This window comes from Bacillus pretiosus (assembly GCF_052947655.1).
The window spans coordinates 3,408,374-3,427,707 of sequence record NZ_CM129593.1 but is presented as its reverse complement, the minus strand read 5'-3'; the positions used below and the strand labels follow the sequence as shown (position 1 = coordinate 3,427,707).

18 protein-coding genes are annotated in these 19,334 nt (G+C 36.7%); 15 read left to right on the top strand and 3 right to left on the bottom strand.

Annotated elements, in window-relative coordinates:
* Window positions 1-34 precede the first annotated feature (34 nt).
* On the top strand, window positions 35-3,397 hold the full coding sequence (locus ACU8YW_RS17515; protein WP_426934049.1) for a tubulin-like doman-containing protein: 3,363 nt from the start codon (window positions 35-37) through the stop codon (window positions 3,395-3,397).
* Between the two features lie 57 nt (window positions 3,398-3,454).
* The gene (locus tag ACU8YW_RS17510) at window positions 3,455-3,589 is read left to right on the top strand and encodes a hypothetical protein (protein ID WP_001116178.1); all 135 of its coding nucleotides are present in this window, start codon (window positions 3,455-3,457) and stop codon (window positions 3,587-3,589) included.
* Between the two features lie 79 nt (window positions 3,590-3,668).
* On the opposite strand, the gene ACU8YW_RS17505 is transcribed toward ACU8YW_RS17510, so the two are convergent.
* The 3 genes from ACU8YW_RS17505 to ACU8YW_RS17495 are packed head-to-tail and all read right to left on the bottom strand — an operon-like array spanning window position 3,669 to window position 7,438.
* Window positions 3,669-4,805, bottom strand: a complete 1,137-nt coding sequence (locus ACU8YW_RS17505; RefSeq protein WP_446893984.1) for a Ger(x)C family spore germination protein — start codon at window positions 4,803-4,805, stop codon at window positions 3,669-3,671.
* Window positions 4,806-5,903, bottom strand: a complete 1,098-nt coding sequence (locus tag ACU8YW_RS17500) for an endospore germination permease (protein WP_000166511.1) — start codon at window positions 5,901-5,903, stop codon at window positions 4,806-4,808.
* The gene (locus ACU8YW_RS17495; protein ID WP_426934048.1) at window positions 5,900-7,438 is read right to left on the bottom strand and encodes a spore germination protein; all 1,539 of its coding nucleotides are present in this window, start codon (window positions 7,436-7,438) and stop codon (window positions 5,900-5,902) included. The genes ACU8YW_RS17500 and ACU8YW_RS17495 overlap by 4 nt, the downstream gene beginning before the upstream one ends.
* A gap of 296 nt (window positions 7,439-7,734) precedes the next feature.
* Between ACU8YW_RS17495 and fdhF the strand changes: the two genes are divergently transcribed.
* From fdhF to ACU8YW_RS17430, 13 genes are all read left to right on the top strand, one after another.
* On the top strand, window positions 7,735-10,674 hold the full coding sequence (fdhF, locus tag ACU8YW_RS17490; RefSeq protein WP_097907362.1) for a formate dehydrogenase subunit alpha: 2,940 nt from the start codon (window positions 7,735-7,737) through the stop codon (window positions 10,672-10,674).
* A 12-nt stretch (window positions 10,675-10,686) separates the two neighbouring features.
* The gene (locus tag ACU8YW_RS17485; protein WP_087981472.1) at window positions 10,687-11,169 is read left to right on the top strand and encodes a helical membrane plugin domain-containing protein; all 483 of its coding nucleotides are present in this window, start codon (window positions 10,687-10,689) and stop codon (window positions 11,167-11,169) included.
* A gap of 116 nt (window positions 11,170-11,285) precedes the next feature.
* The gene (locus ACU8YW_RS17480) at window positions 11,286-11,630 is read left to right on the top strand and encodes a Na-translocating system protein MpsC family protein (protein ID WP_000039582.1); all 345 of its coding nucleotides are present in this window, start codon (window positions 11,286-11,288) and stop codon (window positions 11,628-11,630) included.
* A gap of 16 nt (window positions 11,631-11,646) precedes the next feature.
* Window positions 11,647-12,444: a formate dehydrogenase accessory sulfurtransferase FdhD gene (gene fdhD, locus ACU8YW_RS17475; RefSeq protein WP_075311558.1), complete on the top strand. Its 798-nt coding sequence runs from the start codon at window positions 11,647-11,649 to the stop codon at window positions 12,442-12,444.
* A 20-nt stretch (window positions 12,445-12,464) separates the two neighbouring features.
* Window positions 12,465-13,481, top strand: coding sequence for a GTP 3',8-cyclase MoaA (moaA, locus tag ACU8YW_RS17470; RefSeq protein ID WP_206773118.1), 1,017 nt, complete (start codon window positions 12,465-12,467; stop codon window positions 13,479-13,481).
* A gap of 200 nt (window positions 13,482-13,681) precedes the next feature.
* Window positions 13,682-14,461, top strand: a complete 780-nt coding sequence (locus ACU8YW_RS17465; protein WP_033656377.1) for a formate channel — start codon at window positions 13,682-13,684, stop codon at window positions 14,459-14,461.
* 24 nt (window positions 14,462-14,485) lie between these two features.
* Window positions 14,486-15,502: a molybdopterin-synthase adenylyltransferase MoeB gene (locus ACU8YW_RS17460; RefSeq protein WP_106383409.1), complete on the top strand. Its 1,017-nt coding sequence runs from the start codon at window positions 14,486-14,488 to the stop codon at window positions 15,500-15,502.
* An 18-nt stretch (window positions 15,503-15,520) separates the two neighbouring features.
* On the top strand, window positions 15,521-16,828 hold the full coding sequence (gene moeA, locus ACU8YW_RS17455) for a molybdopterin molybdotransferase MoeA (RefSeq protein ID WP_446893983.1): 1,308 nt from the start codon (window positions 15,521-15,523) through the stop codon (window positions 16,826-16,828).
* On the top strand, window positions 16,809-17,273 hold the full coding sequence (moaE, locus tag ACU8YW_RS17450) for a molybdopterin synthase catalytic subunit MoaE (RefSeq protein WP_088608890.1): 465 nt from the start codon (window positions 16,809-16,811) through the stop codon (window positions 17,271-17,273). The genes moeA and moaE overlap by 20 nt, the downstream gene beginning before the upstream one ends.
* 4 nt (window positions 17,274-17,277) lie before the next feature.
* Window positions 17,278-17,514 carry a molybdopterin converting factor subunit 1 gene (moaD, locus tag ACU8YW_RS17445; RefSeq protein WP_087982170.1) on the top strand — a complete coding sequence of 79 codons (237 nt, stop codon included), beginning with the start codon at window positions 17,278-17,280 and terminating at the stop codon, window positions 17,512-17,514.
* Window positions 17,515-17,574: 60 nt separating this feature from the next.
* Window positions 17,575-18,624, top strand: coding sequence for a P-loop NTPase (locus ACU8YW_RS17440; protein WP_087982172.1), 1,050 nt, complete (start codon window positions 17,575-17,577; stop codon window positions 18,622-18,624).
* Between the two features lie 15 nt (window positions 18,625-18,639).
* Window positions 18,640-18,864: a group-specific protein gene (locus ACU8YW_RS17435; RefSeq protein ID WP_097889897.1), complete on the top strand. Its 225-nt coding sequence runs from the start codon at window positions 18,640-18,642 to the stop codon at window positions 18,862-18,864.
* 42 nt (window positions 18,865-18,906) lie between these two features.
* Window positions 18,907-19,305 carry a hypothetical protein gene (locus ACU8YW_RS17430; protein ID WP_075311544.1) on the top strand — a complete coding sequence of 133 codons (399 nt, stop codon included), beginning with the start codon at window positions 18,907-18,909 and terminating at the stop codon, window positions 19,303-19,305.
* Window positions 19,306-19,334: the final 29 nt, after the last annotated feature.

Sequence of the window (19,334 nt, the reverse complement as noted above, 5' to 3'; positions counted from 1 at the left end):
TTTTCAAACAAGCAAGAATAGGAAGGTGGTTCACATGACGTTACAAGTTCCAACGATATTAATTGGTTTAGGTGGAATCGGTAGTACTGTGACACATCAAATATATGAAAGGCTACCTGAGGAGCGCCGAAAAAAGGTAGCAATGCACGTATTTGATACAGATGTGAATACATTGAGTAAATTTGATCATATTCGAAAGTTTAAGACGCAAACGAGTTCTAGTAAAACGCCAAGAGAGTATATTGCAGGAGATCCAACGATTCCAGAGTGGTTTCCGATGGACCCGACTATACTTGATAAACCACTGACAGAAGGGGCAGGACAGTTACGCGTCATTTCCCGTTTAGCGTTACTTGCTGCGATGAAAGAAGATAAATTGACTTCCTTTTGGCAAGAAATCGAGAAAATTTTTCCGGTTACAAGCGATCAAACGGAATATGGAGTGCGTGTCATTATCGTAACATCACTAGCGGGCGGAACAGGTTCAGGGATGTTTCTACAAATTGCATTATATTTACGTGAAATGCTTCGGAAAAAACTGCAGCATCACAACATTTTAATACGTGGTGCGTTTTTAATGCCGGATGTTTTAGTTAAGACGAGAACGGTCAGTGCGAAAGAGTTTGAAACGGTGCAAGCAAACGGCTATGCTTCGTTAAAAGAATTACATGCCATTACACTCGGTTCTACTGGAGAATTATCAAAACGCGGTGGTGTTACAATTGAATTAGAATATCGACCTGATCAAGTAGATGAAGACGGAAGAACGAATCATACGATTAAACAACATCATTTACCGTACAATTATTGTTTCTTATACGATTACGAAAATCTACATGGACACCATCTGCACAATTTATCAGATTATATGGAGCAAATGGCAAATACGATTTATTTACAGTTATTTAGTCCGATGTCTGCCAATCATTTTGCACAGGAAGATAATCAAATTCAGCAATTAGCAGAATCAAGTGGGAAAGGACGATATTGCGGGGCAGGAACGGCAAAGATTATTTATCCGTATGAGCACGTGTTAAAATATTGTGCTTTAAAATGGGCTGTGCAAGGTTTAGATGAGTCTTGGCTGCATTTAGATCAACTGTTTCAAGAGAAGAAGCAAAGATATGACCAAGACGTCAAACGCGGGATGCAACGTGAAAAGCCAGAGCGTGGGAAAAGTTATTTAGAAGACTTAGAACATCTTGCTACCCGTCCAGAACAGGCTCATATTTTTTATAGACAAATGTACAATGAAACGCGTGAAGGAGCAGAGGGCGGTAAGGTCGGTGTTGCGAAATCTAAACTGTTTTTAGAGGCTGTAGAAAGTTATGTACAGCGTACGGTGCAAAAAGATGAGGAATTAAACCGACTGCAGCACGAGTGTAAAATTTCGGCTGCGAAACTGAAAATGATGGAGCAAATGAAAGGTGAAGTAGCAAGGGTGGATCATGCGGTTCGTTTATATGCGTATGCGATTCCGAGCCGCGTACATGAGCATGTAACGACACTATTGTATGACATGATTGAATCAGACCGTTTTTCACCAAGTGGTTCTGAAGGGCAGTCCTATCAATTAAATACATGGTTTTTAAAGAAAACGGATCCTGTTCATCCAGTATCAGCTCGTTTTATGTTGTATGAAATTCGAAAGCAGTTAGTCGAGAAAATGAATCGACTACATGAAAATAATGAACAAAAGCGTAATTTAATTCAAAACTACGATAAGAAATTTAATGTAAGTAATATTGATGGAACGGTAACAGCTGTTCGCCGAGTAGAAATCGCGCAGCAACAAGGCTGGTTTGGAAAAATGATTAATAATCAGCAGCGTTTGTTTAAAAAAGAATTTGAAGATATTGTAACGCAGTATGTACACAAATTAAACGAGTATCGCAAAGAAATGCTATTAGAACTCGTTTATCAATCGCTTTATCAAGCAGTTAATAAAATGATTCAATATTGGGAAAGGTTTTTTGATAATTTACACGAAACGCGTGAAAATTTATTGTTTGAAATTCAAAAGCGAAGCAAGGAATTTGAAGGGAAAACAAACCCAACGAATGTATACGTATTAGCTGAAGAGAAGTTGCAAGAAAAGATATGGCAAGATATGCAGCAACATTTAAATTTGGGAGTATTACCGAAAGATATATCTGCGGAAATTTATATGAGTTTATACGGGGAATATTGCCGGGATGCAAAAACGGAAGAGATTCAATCGAAAAAAGTAGAAGATTTTTATCGTGAGCACATACTAAGTTATTGCTACGATGAATTACAAATACGCTATCGTGATAAATTAGAGCTGAATATCGTTGAGGCGTTACGAAAAGAGGCGGATTATAAGAAGCGTGATCGTGATGAATACGTCCGTGAAAAAATTGAAGACTTGTTCCATTTAGCAAGTCCATTCGTTCCGAAAGTTTCCCATCATAGGGAATTACAATATTGGGGTATACATCCATCTTTAAAGAAAGAATTGCAAGAAGAATTAATTCAAGAAATGTTTAAAGAAAAAGATACAGTACATGAAGCTTTTTCGCCATTTGAAGTCATTTGTTATCGTGCGCATTATGGTTTATCATTACAAGACTTTCCTAAGCTGTCGTCTGGACATATTGCAAATGGATTTATGAATGATAAAGGTGATTATTTTCAGTCATACTATCGCCGTGTGAACAAGTTGAATAGTAAAAAATCTAGTTTAACGCCGCATTTAGATAAGTATTGGCACTTACCAGCATTCATGCCAGACTTAAATGCAACGCAAACGAAACTGGATTACGATAAATGTAATCGCGCTCTTCTATACGCGTATATGTATCGCTGGATTAGTTTAGTTGCTGTTGATGGTCAGTTCGTGTATCAATATAACGGTGTTGGACGTAGCTTCTTAATTCAGTCGATGGGAAAAAATATTTCAAGTGAAAGTTATAAATTACACAGAGCATTGCTTCATAATCCGTTTATTTATGAAAACATCTTGTCCAGATTTGAAGAAGAACAAGAAAAAGCTATGATACAGGGCGGACATTTATATACACATCCGTTCGTATTAGGTGCTCAAGATATTAGATGGCTTCGTAAAGAGCATGTCCATAATATTTTAGATATGATTTTAATGTATGACCGTGAAGCAAAATATGATCCAACGTTAGAAGAAACTTCTGATGAATTATTAAGATTATTCCTTGACGAAATTGAGTTATATTTCCAAAACTATTACGGTACAGGTGCCGATATGGTTGCAAAGAAAGAGAAAGAAATGTTTATTAAACAATTGTGGGATCGTTCGTACGCGAAAGGTTATGTAGATCCAAATAGTGCTCCTTATAAAAAGTGGCAAAATTTATTAAGCGTTCATGATGAAGAAGAAACGCCAAAAACGAATGTATAATGAATGAAAAGGGAATCCTTAAAAGTGGCAATACAACTTTAGAAAAGAGGGATTCCGATGCCGTTTTTAGGAAGTGTATATCAAATATTTGGATTGTATCCAGAAATTTATTATGGAATGATTTCAGCCGAACTTGCGGAGCAGCAAAGATTGGAACAGGCGGAAAACGAAGAACCAGAAACAGAAGCGTAACTGTATAGGAAGCTTCAAAATAAAAATGATAACACGCTACTTACTCTTTACACGTATAAGAGCAAGTAGCGTGTTTTTTTTATTTAATAATCCCGTTCTCTAAAATTTTAATAGTAGGTGCTACTTTCACATTAGACTTTGAAAAGGCACTCGGCCAATCGTCTTCAACCGTTTTCCATTCTTTATATTGAAATGCTCTCGCATAATCACCAAACCCGAATGGATCAAGTTGCTGTTTTTGAATTTTGTGGATTAAATCGTTTAAATCTTTGTTTAGTTGTTTTGTAATAAGTGAAGTTAATTTCTTTCTACCTTTGTCTATATCCATGTTGAATGTAAGTTCAGATACGGAAACTTTAAAATTCATTGCAATATTAAATTTGAAGTGGTTATCGTTATAGCCTGTGTGAATGTCACGATTCATGCTAAGAACATTTATTGTTACGAAGTCGTCGCCGTCTGTATCTTTTAGATGACTATTACTTTCAACTGAATGAGAAGGGATTTTCAGTGTAAGTGAAACGGGTATATTCGCTTTCTTTTGTAATAGAAGAAGAAGGGCACTTTCATATCGATTTAAAGACATTTTATAGATTCCGCGAGAAGTTAATAATGCAGAGCCGGTAACGAGAATATCTTTTTTACCTTTTTTTATTTCTGAGATAGCAGGTGTTATACCTTTATTAAAAGTTTGCCTATGGAATTCATGGAATGTCGTAAACGCGGTTCGATTGTATAGTTTGTTCGTATTAATTAAATCTGTTAAATATTCAGGAAGTGCAGGCTTATCTTTAAAATTATTATATATAACTGAAGAGATTGGACCGTCTACTGCAACCATGCGCATATTTCCAGTATTTTTAGGGTCGCGATACCAAACATCAAGGTAAGGCATAGCTCCTTCTTGTTTTAAAAATTTCGTACTAAATAAAATGAGTTGTAACTTTTCTGTAGATACTACACCGCTACTTGAACTATTAAATGTTGCTTTTGCTTCTCGAGGAGTATGTACTGTCGCTTCATGAGTTTCGTATTTTTTCTCCACATCTTCATTAAAAATAGGGTTTACGTGGTATACAATTAATTTTCCTTTTGCTTTTGCATCAAACCAGTAAATTAATGAAATGGATTGTTTTTCTAAGTCGAGCCGATCTCCTCCACATCCTGTTAAAAAGGTTATGAGAAAGCAAAATATAGTGAAAATAAAGCGTCTCATTTAAATTTTTCTCCTTTTCCAATGCTGATAAAGTGTCATGTATAAGAGAAATACGACTGGGAATAGAAAAACGATAAAATAACTTGCAGTTCCCCAAAATTCCCGCAATGCACTTATTTGATACGAGGATGGGATATAAAAAAATAAAACGAAAACACACCCGAATAATAAAAACCAAATAGGTAATGAACTCCCTTTTTTGTTAAGTAACTGATTGATTCCATCTGAGGCAGTAAAAATATAAGGAATGCAAGAATCAAAAATAATGAAGAGATAAAATGACAAAAAGATAATTTCAAACCGTTCCAGAAATGAAAAGTGAAATGGTGTAACAAGAGAAAGAGTGGGCCATAAAAACTTAGTTATACCATCTGGGCTAAAATAAACGAAAGAAACGAACGTAACTTGCAGGTAAACGAATAAAGTAATCATATTTGCAATAACGATTCCTTTTTTTGCAGATGATTTATTACTGAGATAAGGATAAAGGACAAATGCAAACTCAAATCCGAGAAAGGCAATAATAGTTGATTTTACTGTGTTGAAAACTGGTAGCCATCCCTCTTTAAGGAGAGGAAGAAGATAAACCCAATGCCCGTCTTTAAGTGGGATAAATAATAGCAATGGCATCCAGAGTGTAAATAAGACAGTAAAAACAGCATAGCGGCTAATAATAAGAACACCTTTACATGCGAGCATAACCATTGGGATAGATAATAACATCATGATTAAAAACATTGGAGATCTAGGTAAAATCCAAATGTGAATAACGTATAAGAGGGAAAAAATTAAGGATACAGCTGCAAGAACAGCATATAAAATCCAAAAAATCATTCCTACTCTTCCTAGCCACTTCCCAAGATAACGAGTTAGCACATCAAGTAAAGTATACCCGGGATGTTTTTCCATAATTTTTACAATACATAGACTGACTAAAGTAGTGATAGCGCATCCTATTATAATAGACATCCAGCCATCTGTATTCGCCCCTTGCGCAACTTCACGTGGCAGTGTAAGTACACCGAACCCTACTTGAACACCACTAATCGTTAAAATGTATTGAAATAAACTAATCTCCCTCTTTGCACGCTTTGTCACTTATCTTCCTCCGTTTCTTCTATATCGCGTTGTCGATTCTCTTGTTTTAAGTTAAGGGATAGTGGTCGTTTCTTCATTAGTTTCCATGGTAAACGTACAAGAATGTCTTTTAAATCTGAAGCAAATGACGGAGAAAAAGGACTACCATAAGGAATACCAAGTGATTCCATAGAAAGAATATGGATGATGATAACTGCCATCCCGACCATAATTCCAATGACCCCAAACAAAGAAGCGGTTATCATCATTGGAAAGCGAAGAAGCCGAATTCCTGCTGACATTTCCATGTTAGGGATGATAAAAGAAGCGACTGCAGTAATAGATACGACGATAACCATAACATTACTTACTATTCCTGCTTGGACAGCAGCTTGTCCAATGACAATCCCTCCTACGACTCCAATCGTTTGTCCAACGGGACCAGGAAGGCGAACCGCAGCTTCGCGGAGCATTTCAAGTACTAGTTCCATCAAAAGTGCTTCTAATATAGGGGGGAAAGGAATTTTAGCTCGAGATTCTCCAATTGTTAACAATAATTTAAGTGGAATCACTTCATAATGAAAGGAAATCATAGCAATATAAAGAGCTGGAGCAAATATTGCAATAAATAGTCCGGTAAAACGAAGTAGTCGTATGAAAGATGGAATCATTGGCCGGAAGCTGTAATCATCTATCGTCTGAAAAAAAGATGAAAAGGTCATAGGTCCAATTAATACGCCGGGTGAGCGGTCTACAACAACAGCAATTCGTCCATCCAAAATGTGATGGGCCGTTGTATCAGGGCGTTCGGTTATTGATAATTGCGGAAAGAGAGTATAGGAATTATCTTCAACAAACCCTTCTAATTCTCCAGTAGTAATAATGGCATCCACTTTGATTGATTCGATACGGCATGCCATTTCTTGTACAACGTCTTCGTTTGCAACGTCTGCTAAGTACAGCAAAAAAACCTTTGAAGTAGCTCGTTCACCAACAGTGAATTCCTTCACTTTCAATTCGCGATTTGGAATATATCGACGAATAAGTGCAAGACTGTCGCTCGCTACTTCATTAAATCCTTCGTGGGAGCTTTTTATAGCAGTTTCTGTTGTAGGTTCTTCAATACTTCTTTTTGGCGCCGATTGCGTATCTAGTTCTAATGCTGTAAGTTGTCCATTTATAAATAAAATGCTTTTACCATGTAAAAGGGAATGTTCAATGTCGGACCACTGCTGAACTTTCTTTATATTCCCGACTGTAACTGAGGATTCCCAACAATCAACTTCATTCCACTCTTTAAATAGGAGAGGTCGAAGAATATCAATGTTAATAACGGTTTTGTCTACAAGTCCTTCCATATATATAATTGTAGCTACTTTTCCGTTTTTTAACGGAAAAGTACGTGTAATTAATTCTGGAATACCGCTAAAAAGTTTGGACAAGTGCTTTAGATTAAGGGAAAGAGAGGAAGAGATAGATTTATTTAAAAGGTGATCAGCTTGTTCTTGTGCAGAGAAAGATTTTTCACCACGTATCCATTTATTAAAAGACCCCATTTGTTCGCTTACTCCTTGTTATGTTTTATATGGGTTATTATGGATAGTTCCGTGCTGACATATGCGTAGTTTAAATTTTATATTGTATATTTCCATCTTTAACGCTATAATTATAGTGTTAAAGATGGAATCGTGATATGACCTGTTATGAATCTATCGTTTTATTTATGAATAAATGGATTGGTATTTTAGCAAGATGTGCTAATAAACTACTCCACCATGATAATAACGTGCCGAAATGTGGTGCGTATATTTTCGTGGTGGAGTTTTTTTATTCTCAAAAAGGGGGAAAGACCATGAATAACAACATGGTTCATATTACAATTGACGGAAAAAAGTATACAGCGGAGCCTGGTTCAACGATATTGGGTGTTATTAATGAGAACGGGATTGAACATCCGCAAATTTGTTACGTGCCAGAAGTAGATCCTATTCAAACATGTGACACTTGTATTGTAGAGGTTGACGGAAAGTTAGTGCGCTCTTGTTCGGCAGTAGTGACAGAAGGTATGAACATTGAACGTAATTCTGCTCATGCCAAAGAAGCACAAACAGAGGCAATGGATAGGTTACTAGAAAATCATTTATTATACTGTACAGTATGTGACAACAACAATGGGAACTGTAAACTGCATAATACAGCAGAATTAATGGAGATTGAACATCAAAAATATCCTTATGAACCAAAAGTAGATGCAAGTGAAGTTGATATGACGCATCCGTTTTATCGCTACGATCCTAATCAATGTATTGCATGCGGTCAATGTGTTGAGGTTTGTCAAAACTTACAAGTAAATGAAACGTTATCAATAGACTGGGAAGCGGAACGTCCACGAGTTATTTGGGATGAAGGAGTAAATATTAATGATTCTTCATGCGTGAGCTGTGGTCAATGTGTAACCATTTGTCCTTGTAATGCTTTAATGGAGAAAACGATGCTCGGTGAAGCTGGATTTATGACGGGATTAAAACCAGATATTCTTGAACCGATGGTAGATTTAATTAAAGAAGTTGAGCCTGGATATAGCGGCATTTTTGCGGTATCAGAAGTGGAAGCGGCTATGCGTGATACTCGTACGAAGAAAACGAAAACAGTATGTACATTTTGTGGTGTAGGTTGTTCATTTGAAGTGTGGACGAAAGGGCGTAAAATCCTTAAAGTACAACCTTCTTCTGATGCGCCAGTTAACGCAATTTCTACTTGTGTAAAAGGAAAATTCGGTTGGGATTTCGTAAATTCTAAAGAAAGAATTACGAAACCTTTAATTCGTAAAAATGGAACGTTTGTTGAATCTACATGGGAAGAAGCACTAAATGTAGTTGCAAGTAAATTAGGATCTATTAAAGAAGAATACGGTAAAGATGCTGTCGGCTTTATTTCTTCATCTAAAATTACGAATGAAGACAATTATGTAATTCAGAAATTAGCTCGACAAGTATTTGAAACGAATAATATTGATAACTGCTCACGTTATTGTCAATCGCCAGCGACAGACGGATTATTCCGTACAATTGGTATGGGCGGAGATGCTGGAACGATTAAAGATATCGCAAAATCCGGTCTTGTTATTATTGTAGGTTGTAATCCGACAGAAGGTCATCCTGTTTTAGCTACACGTATTAAACGTGCGCATAAATTACACGGACAAAAATTAATTGTGGCTGATCTTCGTAAAACAGAAATGGCAGAGCGTTCAGACGTTTTTATTAGTCCAAAACAAGGAACAGATCAAGTATGGTTAATGGCTGTTACGAAATATATGATTGACCAAGGCTGGCACGATCAACGATTTATTGATGAGAATGTAAACTTCTTTGAAGATTTTAAAGAGAGTCTTACAGAATATACACTTGATTATGCAGAAGAAATGACTGGTATTTCAAAAGAAATACTTATTCAAATGGCTGAAATGATTCGTGATGCAGATGGTACATGTATCCTTTGGGGTATGGGAGTAACGCAAAATACAGGTGGATCGGATACTTCCGCTGCGATTTCAAACTTACTGCTTGCAACAGGTAATTATCGTCGTCCAGGTGCTGGTGCATATCCACTTCGAGGTCATAATAACGTACAAGGTGCTTGTGATATGGGTACTTTACCAGGATGGCTTCCTGGATATCAGCACGTTACTAACGATATGGAACGTGCGAAATTTGAAATGGCTTACGGAGTGAAAATTAATAGTGAACCAGGTCTTAATAATATTGAAATGCTTCACGCAATTGATGAAGGGAAAATGAAAGCTATGTATCTTGTCGGAGAGGATATGGCTCTTGTAGACTCTAATGCGAACCACGTACATGAAGTGTTATCAAGCCTTGATTTCTTCGTTGTACAAGACGTTTTCTTATCTAAAACTGCTCAATATGCAGATGTTGTATTACCGGCAGCACCGTCTCTTGAGAAAGAAGGTACTTTCACAAATACAGAGCGTCGTGTACAAAGATTGTATCAAGTTCTTCCTACGCTTGGAGATGCGAAGCCAGATTGGTGGATTGTGCAGGAGATTGCGAATAAATTAGGTGCAAACTGGAATTATAGCCATCCAAGTGAAATTTTTGCTGAAATGGCAAGTTTATCACCACTATTCTCACAAGCAAACTATGAAGTACTTGAAGGGTGGAATAGTTTCCATTGGGGAAGTTTTGATGGAACGAATACACCACTTCTGTTCCAAGATGGATTTAACTTCCCAGATAAAAGAGCTCGTTTTGCGATTGCTGACTGGGTACGTCCAGCTGAATTCCCAGCGGAGTTCGATCTTCACATTAATAACGGTCGTATGCTTGAGCATTTCCATGAAGGGAATATGACAAATAAATCAACAGGTATTCAAACGAAAGTACCTGGTGTGTTTGTAGAAGTTTCTCCAGCACTTGCAAAAGAACGTGGAGTGAAAACAGGTTCATTAGTTCGTCTTGTTTCTCCTTTTGGAGCATTAAAATTACGTGCACTTGTAACAGACCGTGTAAAAGAAAATGAGTTATATTTACCGATGAACTCTACAGATAATGAAACAGCAATTAATTTCTTAACAGGTCCTGCTGTGGACGTACGTACGAACACACCTGCTTATAAACAGACGAAAGTGCGTATGGAAGTGCTAGAAGTTGATGGCGCAAATCCGATGCCAAAAGCGAACCCGCGTAACAAAAAACGTCATCCTCAAGCTGGTATTGAGGTAAATCGTAAGTGGGCACGTCCAGGGTATGTGCATTTAACGGATAAGTAGGAGGAGAAAAATATGGCTGCACCTATAAAAGTGATTCAAAAACAAGAATTAACTGAGGAAGAAATAAAACAGCAAAAATTAGATGATTTAAAAGAGCTTCTAGCTAATAATGAAGAGGCTTTAAATCAAATGTTTAATATTGTTGGGGAATTAAATGACATCGGAATGCTAGAAGCTGCAAATTCTATGTTAAAGGCGAAAGAACCGATCGCAAAGATTGTACTTGGCCAAGTGACTCGTGAGCCTGTTACGAATTTAATTAATAATATGATGGGTGCTGCGGGTGCTTTAACAGAACTTGATCCAGAACTTACGAAAAAGCTAATAGGTAGCTTATTAGTAGGGTTAGAAGAAGGTAATGAACATCTAGAGAGTAATAAAAAAGTAGGGGTATTTGACCTTATGAAAGTATTGAAAGACCCAGATATTAACCGTGCTATAGGGTTTGGGCTTCATTTCTTAAAAGGTATGGGTAAAGGGTTAAAAGACGAATAATCTTCATGAAGTGAATCTTTTCGCCCAAATGTTTGTACGAAATATTTTGGGCGGAAGGGTCATTTTGGTAAAATATATAATAAAGTAAAATGAGGATTTTTGGGAGGTATAATTGTATGTCAAAAAAAGTACATGAATTTAATGATATGATACGAAAACTTCGAAAGGAACTTTTCGGAAAAGGACCAGAACGAATTCATACTGTTTTTGCTGAAAATATGGCGATTGCGACCCTTTACGGAAACTTAACACCTACTGAAAAATTCATTTCAAGTACGATGGACGGTGCGGAAATGGTTCATATGGCTAGAACGAAAATGATTCAAGAAGTGTATGCTGCGAATTCCCGTGAACATTTGGAGGAACTTGTTGGAGCGAAATTAGTGAATTTATTTTCAGATATGAAAGTAGAAGAAGATATTGCAGTTTCGGTATTTGTTTTTGATAAAAATATAACGTGAGAGAAGGATACTGATCGTGAAACCGATACAGGTAGAAAGAGAAATCTTTCGTTATGAACAAGGGGCGTTTAAACATATAGAGGACAGTATTGTAACAGAGTTTCCTGTCACGATTAAAATGAACGGACAGGAGTTTGTTACAATGGTTAGTACTCCAGAATATATAGAAGATATGGTAATAGGCTTTTTAGCATCTGAAGGAATCATTCGGAAGTATGAAGATATTGATGACATATGGGTACAAGAGAAAGAAGGATTTGTGCATGTCACAACGAAAAAAGTGAATCCGTATTACGAACAAATGCAAAATAAACGTTATATTACTTCATGCTGTGGTATGAGTAGACAAGGGTTTGTTTTTGCAAATGATGCACTAAGCGCTAAAAAAATGAATGGTGTCCATGTACAGGTTGCTGCAGAAGACTGCTTTCGATTAATGAAAGAAATGCAGCAATCTGCGGAGACGTTTCAACATACAGGTGGCGTTCATAATGCATCTTTGTGTGATGTGAATGGCATTATTTTAAGCCGAATGGATATCGGTAGACATAATGCATTAGATAAAATTTACGGTTATTGCTTAAAAAATAATATTTCTATAAAAGATAAAGTCATTGTATTTAGTGGTCGTATTTCTTCGGAAATATTATTGAAAGTTGCAAAAATCGGTTGTGAAATTATATTGTCAAAATCAGCTCCAACCGAATTGGCTTTGCAGCTAGCAGAAGAATTAGGTATTACTACGATAGGGTTTATTCGGAATCAATCCTTAAATGTATATACGCATCCAGAGCGTGTTATAAATATAAAATAAGTAAAAGTGAGGCAATAAATATGAAATCTGTCACATTAGACAAACTACAACGTCCTTTAAAGGATTTACGTATTTCTGTTACTGATCGCTGTAATTTCCGCTGTCGTTATTGTATGCCAGAAGAAATATTTGGTCCTGATTATTCGTTTTTGTCTAATGATAAAATTTTATCTTTTGATGAGATTGAAAGGATAACACGTATTTTTGTTTCTTTAGGTGTAAGAAAGTTACGAATTACGGGCGGAGAACCGTTACTTCGAAGAGGTCTTCCGCAGCTTATTGAGCGCCTTAATAAAATAGATGGTGTGGAGGATATCGGTTTAACAACCAATGGATCACTACTGAAAAAGTTTGCTCCTGATTTATATAAGGCGGGTTTATCACGTGTGACAGTTAGTTTAGATTCCTTAGAAGAAGATCGGTTTTTCTATTTGAATGGTAATAGAAGCAAAGTGCAAAGGGTCCTGGAAGGCATACAGGCTGCAGCTGAAGTTGGTATGAAAATTAAAATTAACATGGTCGTTCAAAAAGGGAAAAATGAACAAGATATTTTGCAGATGGCGCAATACTTTAAGGAAAATAAGCATATTCTTCGTTTTATTGAGTATATGGACGTTGGAAATTATAACGGTTGGGAATTAAGAGAGGTCGTCTCGAAACAAGAGATAGTAGATGCCATTCATCAAGTTATGCCATTAGAACGGATAGAAGCAAATTATGCAGGTGAAGTTGCGACTCGCTATCGTTATATTGGAAATGAAGAAGAGATAGGTATTATTTCATCAGTAACAGATTCCTTCTGTTCATCATGTACGAGAGCACGTATTTCTGCAGAAGGAAAATTATATACTTGTTTGTTCGCTTCTAAAGGAAATGACTTGAGGGAACTACTTCGATCTGGATACAGTGACGAGGAAATAACAGATATCGTACGTGATATATGGAACAACCGAGAAGATCGTTATTCAGATGAACGCTTAAGTCATACAAGTAAAAAAAGATCGCCTAAAATTGAAATGTCACATATTGGTGGTTGATATATAAGAGTGACGCTTTGAGGAAGTATATACAAAATGGAAAGTATGCAACGTTTGTAGATTTTCTATTTTATAGTAAAAGTGATGATTGATATCTCTGTAAAAGATGTGCAGAGAAATTAAGCAGCATTCAAAAACCTTTATTTTGAGGAGGTTTTTTGAAGCTGCTTTTTTATTTGGAGAAAATGGAGGAATTAGTAATGGCATTTCATAAACCGGAACAAATTGCTGAGCTTGTAATTGAGGCCGGTGTTCAAAAAGTAAGTCAGACGTTGCCAGCAATGCTTATTCTCGGTTTTTTAGGAGGAGCGTTTATTTCGTTAGGTTTTTTGCTTAATATTCGTGTTTTAGGTAATTTACCTGAGCGCTGGGGTAGTTTAGTCAATGTTTTAGGAGGAGCGGTTTTCCCTGTTGGATTAATGCTCGTCGTATTAGCAGGAGGAGAATTAATTACCGGAAATATGATGTCACTTTCTATGGCGCTTTATGCAAAGAAAATTACATTGGTAAGTGTACTAAATAATTGGGTTTGGATTACTTTCATGAATTTCGTGGGAGCTATTTTTGTTGCGTATTGTTTCGGTCATCTTGGCGGATTAACAGAGGGAGATTATTTAAATAAAACGGTAGCGATAGCGGAAGGGAAATTACATGAATCATTTGGGAGAACTTTAATTTTAGCAATTGGTTGTAATTGGCTCGTTTGTCTTGCGCTTTGGCTCGCTTATGGGACGAGTGATTTTGTCGGGAAAATAATCGGAATTTGGATTCCGATTATGGCATTTGTAGTGATTGGATTTCAGCAAGTGGTAGCAAATATGTTTGTTATTTCAGCAGTTATTTTTGCAGGTCATCTGACGTGGATGGATCTTGCTAGAAATTTTGTTCCTGTTTTTATCGGAAATGTAATTGGGGGAGCTGGATTTGTTGGATTTGCTTATTTTGCTTGTTATCAAAAACAACATTCTAATATGAAATAGAGTTCGTGAGAGGAAGGATATGTAATGGATGAGCGGTATTCACGACAACAGTTGTTCAAACCAATTGGGAGTAGAGGGCAAGAAAAAATTCGGAATAAACATGTGTTAATTGTAGGAGCAGGCGCATTAGGAAGTGCAAGTGCCGAAAGTTTCGTACGTGCAGGTATTGGCAAATTGACGATTATTGATCGTGATTACGTTGAATGGAGTAATTTACAAAGGCAACAACTGTACTCTGAACAAGATGTGAGAGAGAAAATGCCGAAAGCAATCGCTGCTAAAAATCGGCTAGAACAAATTAATTCGGAAGTACAAATACATGCTTTCGTAATGGATGCAGTTGCAGAAAATATGGAGGACCTATTAAAAAATGTAGATGTAATAATTGATGCAACAGATAATTTTGATATTCGATTTATAATAAATGACTTATCACAAAAACATAATATCCCGTGGGTATATGGTTCTTGCGTTGGATCGTACGGTATGAGTTATACGGTTATTCCGCAAGAAACACCGTGTTTACATTGTGTGCTGAAGAACGTTCCTGTTACAGGTGTGACATGTGATACCGCTGGAATTATTAGCCCGACTGTTCAAATCGTCGCAGCATATCAAGTGGCGGAAGCACTCAAAATTTTAGTCGGAGATTTCTCAGCAATTAGAAAAACATTTTTCATGTTTGATATATGGAGTAATCAAAACCATTTTATAAGACTAGGGAAAATCAAAACAGAAGATTGCCCCTCGTGCGGTTTGAATCGAACTTATCCTTATTTATCATACGAAAACCAAACGAAGGTGGCTGTTTTATGCGGAAGAAATACAGTGCAAATTAGGCCGGTAGAAAATAGGAAGTACGATTTTGACGATATAGAAAAAGTATTAAAAAAATTGGGGGAAGTAGATCGGAATCCGTATTTACTATCTTGCCAACTAGATGATTACCGCGTCGTTATTTTTCGAGATGGTCGTGTTTTCATTCATGGTACAAATGATATTTCGAAAGCGAAACAATTATATTATCGCGTATTCGGTTAATAGAAAGGGTTGTCAATAATGGAAAGAAGAGTGCCAATTACGGTTGAAGAAGCTGTTCGTAAAGTAATGGGATTTGCTAATGAGGGATTAAAGGAGTTACTACCTATTGAATTAGCTTACGGACGTATATTAGCGGAGGATTTAATAGCTGACCATGACGTACCTTCATTCAATCGTTCACCGTATGATGGATTTGCTATTAGAGCAGAAGATACGAATGTAGCAAGTTATGAAACACCAATTGTGTTTGAAGTAATTGGTGAAATTGATGCGGGATCAATATTTCACGAGAAAGTAGGGCCGTTTCAAGCGGTTCGAATTATGACGGGAGCGCAAATTCCGAATGGGTGTGATGCGGTTGTTATGTTAGAGCTGACTCGTCAATATGAGGAAGCTGGCAACAATTATATGGAAGTGAAGCGATCATTCAAAACGGGTGACAATATTTCTTTTCAAGGTGAAGATGCTCGTAAAGGAACGGTTCTTGCAAAAAAAGGATCATACATTCATCCAGGTATTTCAGCTCTTCTTGCTACGTTTGGATATAGTGAGGTACCAGTGGCAAGAAAGCCTGTAATTGGATTGTTAGCGACTGGTAGTGAATTACTGGATGTAAATGATTCATTACAGCCAGGGAAAATCCGAAATAGTAATACGTATATGATATTGTCTCAAATTCGAAGAGCGGGCGGAAGAGTAAAATATTTTGGGAAGTTTAGCGATGAGTTTCATACATGCTTCACAGCTGTAAAAGAAGCGTTAAGCCAAGTGGATATGCTCATTACAACAGGTGGTGTATCAGTAGGGGATTACGATTATTTACCAGCTATTTACGAAAAGTTAGGTGCATCGGTTCTTTTCAATAAAGTTGCAATGCGGCCAGGTAGTGTTACGACTGTAGCACAATTAAATGGCAAGTTATTATTTGGTTTATCAGGAAATCCATCTGCTTGTTACGTAGGATTTGAATTATTTGTAAGACCTTGTATTCGGACGTATATGTTTAGTGAAAAAGCACATGTAAAAAGAGAAAAAGCGTTATTAGGAGAAGATTTTCTAAAACCAAATCCATTTACCAGATTTGTGCGAGCAAAACTGACATATAACGAAGGGCAATTAATCGCTTATCCGTCAGGGTTTGATAAATCTAGCTCGGTTTCTTCTCTAGCAGAGACAAATATATTTATTGTACTTCCAGGTGGTACGAGAGGTTATAAAAAAGATATGTTCGTAGATGTTCTTTTGCTGGAAGATAACGAAGGTAGTGAATGGCCTTGGGCATTTTATAAAGTGAGAGGTGTTTCTAATGGGACAAGCGCTATTTGAGATTGTAGATATACCGATTGTAGTTGAAGAAGTAACGAATAAAGTCGCAAGAAGAGAAGCAGGTGCAATTACAACATTTATTGGTACGGTGAGAGAATTAACAAAAGGAAAACGAACGTTACATTTAGAGTATGAAGCATATAAACCGATGGCAGTAAAACAACTTACAAAAATTGGTGAAGAAATTAACGGAAAATGGCCGGACGCAAAAGTAGCAATTAAGCACCGTGTAGGGCGGCTAGAAATCATGGATATTGCGGTCGTTATTGCAGTTTCATCACCGCATCGTAAAGTAGCGTATGAAGCGAATGAATACGCGATTGAACGTATAAAACAAATCGTCCCAATTTGGAAAAAAGAATTTTGGGAAGATGGGACGATGTGGATTGGAGATCAACTTGAAAATACGGCATATCCAGAAGGAAAACCGAAGAAGGAAGAATGAGAAGATGATTACAATTTTATTGTTCGCAAATTTGCGTGAGGAAATCGGATCGGATCAATTAATAATTTCAGAAAAACAAGAAATGACAGTGCAGCAATTAAAAGAATGGCTCAAAGCAAGCTATTGCTTACAATCGCTTGATAGAGTGATGGTGGCTGTTAATGAAGAATTTGTAACGGATGAAGAGATGATAAAAGCTGGAGATATAGTCGCATTAATCCCGCCCGTTAGTGGGGGATAATAAGCTTTTTCGCCAAGAAGATGTTGTATATAAATTCGAATACGAGAAGGGATGAGTTCTATGATTACTCAAGAACAAATAATGAACGCATTAAAACATGTAGAGGATCCGGAGTTACACAAAAGTATTGTAGAATTAAATATGGTTAGAAATATACAAATGAATGGAACAGAGGTTAAACTTGAAGTAGTGCTAACGATTCAAGGTTGTCCATTAAAGGCAAAAATTCAACAAGATGTGGAAGAGTCTCTTCAGGCAATTGGTGCATCTAAAGTAGATTTGACATTTGGTTCTATGACACAAGAAGAACGAGCTGCGCTAACAGAGAAGTTAAAGAAAAATAGTAGAACAGAAACTGGAATGCCGAGCATGCTTCGCCTTGATTCAGGGGTACGATTTATTACTGTAACGAGCGGTAAAGGTGGAGTTGGAAAATCAACAGTGACAATTAACCTTGCAACTGCTTTAGCTCGTATGGGAAAAAAAGTGGGGATATTAGATGCAGATATATATGGTTTTAGCATTCCGGCTATGATGGAAACGAATCAAAAACCGACGATGATTGATCAAACGGCAATTCCGGTTGTAAGTCACGGTGTTAAAATTATGTCGATGGGATTTTTTGCAGAAGGAAATAACCCGGTTATGTGGCGCGGACCGATGTTAAATAAATGGATTCAAAATTTCCTTGCGAATACGCACTGGGGAGAATTAGATTATTTACTTCTTGATTTACCACCTGGCACAGGAGATGTAGCTATTGATGTTGCAGCAATGATCCCGCAGGCGCAAGAAATTATCGTTACAACACCACACAACGTAGCTTCATTCGTAGCATCTAGAGTAGGTGTTATGGCAAAACATACGAAACACGAGATTTTAGGAATTGTAGAAAATATGGCTTATTATGAAGAACAAGATGGATCGAAAAATTATCTCTTCGGAAAAGGAGGCGGCGAAATGCTTGCAGAACAATTGCAAACAGAAGTGATTGCACAAATACCTTTTGCAAGACGAGAAGAAAATAACGGTTCATCTGTATATGATGAAGAGTCTCTTGTAGGAGAAGTGTTTACATCGTTAGCGGAGGATATTATTTATAGAGGATAGAGGGGGAAGTTTAGTATGGCGTGTAATATCGATCATTCTATGGAAGATGTAATGAGTAAACTTGAAAGTCAAAAGAGTTTTTTACCGGAAGTGATTTTTAAAGAGTTAAAGGTATTTTCGCGAGGGAATCATTCACAGGAAATATTAAATGATATCTTTCATCTTTTAAAAAAGTATGATTTGGTTAGTGAAGAAGAACGAGAGATGAGAAATACTCAATTATTGCTGATTATAAAATAAATACGCTTTGGCTTTTGTTTTTTTGCAGAAGGGGTGAATGTAATGAATATGAAAAAGATGATTGAAACGATAGAAGCAACTAAAGTGACTAACGAAGAATTATCGATTTCTACTTTACATCAAAAGCTTGTGAAGTTGTATAGTCAAAAAGATAGTGCGGAGTATAAGGAGATATTAAAATATATTTTATCATTATCCGTGCAGCTGAACCTACATTTCGTATTGAAATATTTTGGTGTGCGCCCGGTTGTTGTTGCAGATGAACGTATGCAATTTCAAGAGATATTTAAATGTTTAGCTAAGAAAGATGATAATGGGGAATGGTTTCTAAATTTCGTTTCTTTATATGTAGGACTAATTGTAGTTCTTCATTTCGATGAAAAAGAGATTGAGAGAAGTTTTTTCGATGATATGGTAGTGGATGAAGGGAATGCAATATAAGATTCTGCTCATAATATCTTTCTATTTAA

Bases quoted from the DNA above. Each gene is read 5' to 3' on its own strand.
- ACU8YW_RS17515 (WP_426934049.1), top strand. From the start codon at position 35: ATGACGTTACAAGTTCCAACGATATTAATTGGTTTAGGTGGAATCGGT.
- ACU8YW_RS17510 (WP_001116178.1), top strand. From the start codon at position 3,455: ATGCCGTTTTTAGGAAGTGTATATCAAATATTTGGATTGTATCCAGAA.
- ACU8YW_RS17505 (WP_446893984.1), bottom strand. From the start codon at position 4,805: ATGAGACGCTTTATTTTCACTATATTTTGCTTTCTCATAACCTTTTTA.
- ACU8YW_RS17495 (WP_426934048.1), bottom strand. From the start codon at position 7,438: ATGGGGTCTTTTAATAAATGGATACGTGGTGAAAAATCTTTCTCTGCA.
- fdhF (WP_097907362.1), top strand. From the start codon at position 7,735: ATGAATAACAACATGGTTCATATTACAATTGACGGAAAAAAGTATACA.
- ACU8YW_RS17485 (WP_087981472.1), top strand. From the start codon at position 10,687: ATGGCTGCACCTATAAAAGTGATTCAAAAACAAGAATTAACTGAGGAA.
- ACU8YW_RS17480 (WP_000039582.1), top strand. From the start codon at position 11,286: ATGTCAAAAAAAGTACATGAATTTAATGATATGATACGAAAACTTCGA.
- moaA (WP_206773118.1), top strand. From the start codon at position 12,465: ATGAAATCTGTCACATTAGACAAACTACAACGTCCTTTAAAGGATTTA.
- ACU8YW_RS17465 (WP_033656377.1), top strand. From the start codon at position 13,682: ATGGCATTTCATAAACCGGAACAAATTGCTGAGCTTGTAATTGAGGCC.
- ACU8YW_RS17460 (WP_106383409.1), top strand. From the start codon at position 14,486: ATGGATGAGCGGTATTCACGACAACAGTTGTTCAAACCAATTGGGAGT.
- moeA (WP_446893983.1), top strand. From the start codon at position 15,521: ATGGAAAGAAGAGTGCCAATTACGGTTGAAGAAGCTGTTCGTAAAGTA.
- moaE (WP_088608890.1), top strand. From the start codon at position 16,809: ATGGGACAAGCGCTATTTGAGATTGTAGATATACCGATTGTAGTTGAA.
- moaD (WP_087982170.1), top strand. From the start codon at position 17,278: ATGATTACAATTTTATTGTTCGCAAATTTGCGTGAGGAAATCGGATCG.
- ACU8YW_RS17440 (WP_087982172.1), top strand. From the start codon at position 17,575: ATGATTACTCAAGAACAAATAATGAACGCATTAAAACATGTAGAGGAT.
- ACU8YW_RS17435 (WP_097889897.1), top strand. From the start codon at position 18,640: ATGGCGTGTAATATCGATCATTCTATGGAAGATGTAATGAGTAAACTT.
- ACU8YW_RS17430 (WP_075311544.1), top strand. From the start codon at position 18,907: ATGAATATGAAAAAGATGATTGAAACGATAGAAGCAACTAAAGTGACT.